Origin of the sequence: Aquicoccus sp., assembly GCF_041686535.1 — a bacterium.
In the GTDB taxonomy this organism is placed as follows: Bacteria; Pseudomonadota; Alphaproteobacteria; order Rhodobacterales; family Rhodobacteraceae; genus Aquicoccus.
In genome coordinates, this window is sequence record NZ_JAWLDS010000164.1 from 1 (window position 1) to 4,055 (window position 4,055).

2 protein-coding genes are annotated in these 4,055 nt (G+C 62.4%); both read left to right on the plus strand.

Annotation, left to right across the window (positions count from 1 at the left end; genetic code table 11):
* The first annotated feature begins 109 nt into the window (after positions 1 to 109).
* Positions 110 to 481, plus strand: coding sequence for a M48 family metalloprotease (locus ACESL9_RS17305; RefSeq protein ID WP_372675332.1), 372 nt, complete (start codon positions 110 to 112; stop codon positions 479 to 481).
* A gap of 442 nt (positions 482 to 923) precedes the next feature.
* A complete protein-coding gene (locus ACESL9_RS17310; protein WP_372675331.1) occupies positions 924 to 3,860 on the plus strand; it encodes a hypothetical protein in 2,937 nt (978 codons plus the stop codon).
* The last annotated feature ends 195 nt before the right edge of the window (positions 3,861 to 4,055 follow it).

Sequence of the window (4,055 nt, forward strand, 5' to 3'; positions counted from 1 at the left end):
TTCACAGTTCGCGGACAAGATAGTCGTTCGCGTTTCACTCTTTGGCTGGAAAATTGCTGAACTCCAATACGTCTTGCCAGCCGCCCAGGCGCGAGAATACCAGCTCCTGATGTCCGGCCTCGTGAGCACGGTCTTGCGCGTGCGCGAGTTCGAGGCCGACCGTGCCGCGGCCGTAATGATGGGCACGCCCGAAGACCTGGTCTCCGCGCTCGAGCGTTTGGCGAGGATTGCCCCGGACAAGGCGATCAGCAGGATATGGCCATTCTCGATATTCAGCTCCCATCCCGCTTTTGCTGACCGCATCACTAACCTGCGCCGGATGAAAATACCGTCTCGGGACGGCTTGACGCCGCCGCGCCATCCACGGCCCCGACCGCGCCAACACCGCCGGATGACCGGGAATACCCCCGTCCGAGAACACCTGCAGCCAGGCAGGAGGTGTCGCGCCCGGTCCCGAAAGATTGCCCCTTTTGACGCGTAGCACTGTCTTGTCCGTGGCATCGGCTCCATGCGCCTGGGCTACATTCTTCGCCAGGACGAGCCCGACCGTGATATTCTCCGACATGACCGTCCTCCGTTGTGGAATATCGCAGACGCACCTTTGGTGAGTTGATGCCGTCAGAGCTGTCACATCATCAAGGCGGACCGCGAACACAGCTCGGGGCAAAAAACACTTGATTTGCGTGCCTCGTCAGGTGATCTTTAGATAAGACAGCAGGTTACTCGGGGAATGTCGGCCAAGATATTCTGTCGCGCCTCGTCATTCCAATGACCATGCCTGGTATGTTTGGTGGGTTCAGTGGTCTCGGTTAAGCGGTGAATACTCGATTTTTGTCTCAGCTAAAGGCGCACCGCCATCGCTCACTCAAGGGATTGAAGCAATCTGCCTTGATGGAGAGAGCCAGATACGGAAGGGCCAGACGATGCTTCCTTGCAAACCCTCGCTGCGGCCGCGGGCCAACACGTTTTGTGACGGAATCTGGCACGCGGTGCTGGCAGTGGCCTTGGTCCTGCTTGGGGTGCAAACGGTCCATGCACAGGACCAGCCAATTCTGACGGTGGCGATCGCGGGGGTAGACGACCCGAACAATGTGCCGCTGGGGTCGGAAATCACGGTGCGTTGTACCCTGCGCGGTCCGGCGGGCGAGGAGCTGTTCATGCTGCCTGATGGACGCCCGGTGGCTGATCTGGATTGGGCGGTCACCTTGCAGCGCGGTCCCGCTCCTGTATTCGTGGACGGCAATGGAAATCCTGTGGCGACAGGTCCAAGCGCGCGGGGCAGGCTGGAGCAGATCGGCCTCTATGTCTTCGCCTGTATTCCCGCCGACGCAGCGGATGCGGCAGGACTGACCCAGCGTCCGGGCGTGGCGGTGGCCCGTGCGCCCGAAATCGCGACGACGCGCGTTCTGGCGCTGCGTGACGATGTTGACCGTCCGGCCGGCATGTTCGAGCTGGGCAGGCCCCTTCGGATCGTGGCGGCGGCGTTTGCCGAAGACGCGGAAAGCCCCATCGCACTGGATGCCCCGCAGATCCTCGTATATCGCGGCAGAGTCAGCTGCGATGCCGTGTCCCTGACGCCGCTGGGGTTCGAAGCCTTCTCGATCGAAGACACCGCGCAGTGGGTGCGGGGCACGGGTCATGTCGCGGTCTACAGGCCCCGACAGACCGGCGTTTTTACCTTTCGCGTATCACTATCGGGCGGGCAGGGCGCCACCCGATGCGATGCGGTGACCGTCGAAATCGCCGAGGAGGCGATCGCGCCCGAGATCTCGATCTCGTTCCCGCCCGAAGGTCAACTTCAGTGGGATCAGCCGGTTGTTCCCATCGAGGGGTCGATCTCCAAGGCTTCCGAAAGGCTGCGTGATGTGCAGGTGAGCAACGGTCACTGGTCAGTGGCCGCGCGGCTCTCCGATCAGGACGGCCAGGACCGCACAAGGTTTTTCAGTGATCTGCCCTTCGCACCGGGCCTGAACCTGATCACGGTCACCGCGACGGATACCGGGGGAAATTCCCGCCGGGCAGTCCGCGCAGTGGTGATCGGGCGTGACTACAACTCCGTTCATCCGTTCGACGACGATGCCATCATGGGTCGTCGCGAGTTGCGCCTTCAGGCAGGCCGCTCGCTTCTGGTCGATGCGCGGCAGCCGATCGACAGCCTGTTGGAACTCTTGCAGCGCGCGCCGGCGCTTCTGGATCTCGCGGGGTACGATCTGGAGCTTGGGACCGAAGCCGTTGAGGAGACGGCGGTCAGCGACATACTGCCCGACCCGTTCACTTTCACCATCACCTCGGATGTCACCGGGAGCGTTTTGCCGAGGCGCGTTTCTTTTGGCCTCGATCCCCGGTCCGATCGACTGGACGTGATCGTCCGCGCGCCCCTGACCGGCGAGATCGAAGTGGACACGCCTGTTCTCTCCGACAGCTCGGTCAGGATCGGCGGGGCCGTCGAAGTCATCCTGCCCATGAGGCTCACCACGGCCGGCGGATTCAGCGTCGTTCTGACGACAGATGAAATCCGCGTGGTCGATCGACTGCAATTGGACATTCAATCGCCTTCTGAAGATGATGTGGACGCCGCGGTGCGTCCCCGAATACTCAAAACCGTCGAGGAGAAGGTTAAGGTTCTGCTGACCGAGATCGTGGGCTGCACACGTCACGATGACGATCCGCTGAGCTGCCGGCTGGACCAGGTTCCCGAGCCGCCTCTACGCGCGATCGACACCGGGGGCGACCTCATCGAAATCGGCGTCGAGCTGGGCGGGAACTGGCAGGATTTCGGTTTTTCACTGCCCGATCCCGTGAACGCGGACCGAGTGCTGGAAGGGCGCATCGTGCTGAATGTCGGCAACGCCGGTATCGCGAACAGCCGGATCGACACCACCCTTTCGCCTTCGCTTCGTCTGCGCGGATCGGAGAGCGACGGCGCGGTCGAAGCGGCCCCGAACTTTCTGGGCGGACTTCTCGACCTCGACATCGGTGCGACTCTCGACGGGACCACGCGGGACCTCTCCGATCCCGACCTGCTGCGCGTATTCGGCTCGGGCAACCGGGATCTTCAGGGCGTGATCCATCTGAACCTCCTCAATCAGGTCGCTGCGGAACTCTTTGCCGCGGGTGTGTTCCAGGCCGATCTCAATCTCGCCGAGACGATTGTCGCCGCGGACTTCTTCGACACCGAAATGGAGACAGCGAAGGCCGCAATCGCGCTCATAGGCTCGCGACTGCGGCTGCGACTGCTGGCGCCGCCGCGCCTGACGCACTACGGCGAGGCGGGCGGCCTGTTCATTGAATCCGGGCCAGTCGAGGTCGAGTTCGACATGACTGATCGGTATGACAGCAAGATCGTTCTGCGCGGTGGCGTGATCGCCCGTGCCAATCTGGCCTCGGCCCAGGGCGGGCGCGCGGTGCAGATCGCGCTTGCGAACCCGACCGGCTGCTCGCCAAGCGGGACCCGGTTCATGGAATGTGACGGTCACTTCGAGATTGCCGTGACCCAACGCACCGGACTGACCAACACGGGTCCCACGCCATCAGGCCTGGAGCCAGAGCAATTCCAGGAGTTGCTGACCGGGCTTGGCGCATTGACGAGCGACGGTCAGCACCGGTCGGATCATGAGTTCGACCTGTTTTGGCGCGATCTGATCGCGGGCCTGGTCGGCAACATCTTGTCGGACGGGTTCGTCGTTGCGCCGCCGGCCATTCCGGCGCCACGGGTGTCGCTGGGAGACTTCCAGTTGCGTCCCCTGCAGGTTTCCGGGATCGGATTTCACGACCGAACCGATGGTGACGCGGGGGCCGGTGGCTGGCTGGCCTTCGAATTCGATCTGGGTGGTGGTGCGGAGCAGCCCGGTACGGAGTGATCTGCTGACCTGATCAGGAGGGCAAAATGCATCCTTTCCTTCCGGGAAGGATGCATTTCATTGTAAGACTGCATATCTTTTTCAATCGGCACGGCGTTGATGATGTGACCGCCCCCCGACGGCATCAATGTGCCAAGGTGGGTCTATGATGATCCAAAAAGGAGGACGGTCATGTCGGAGATTATCACGGTCGGG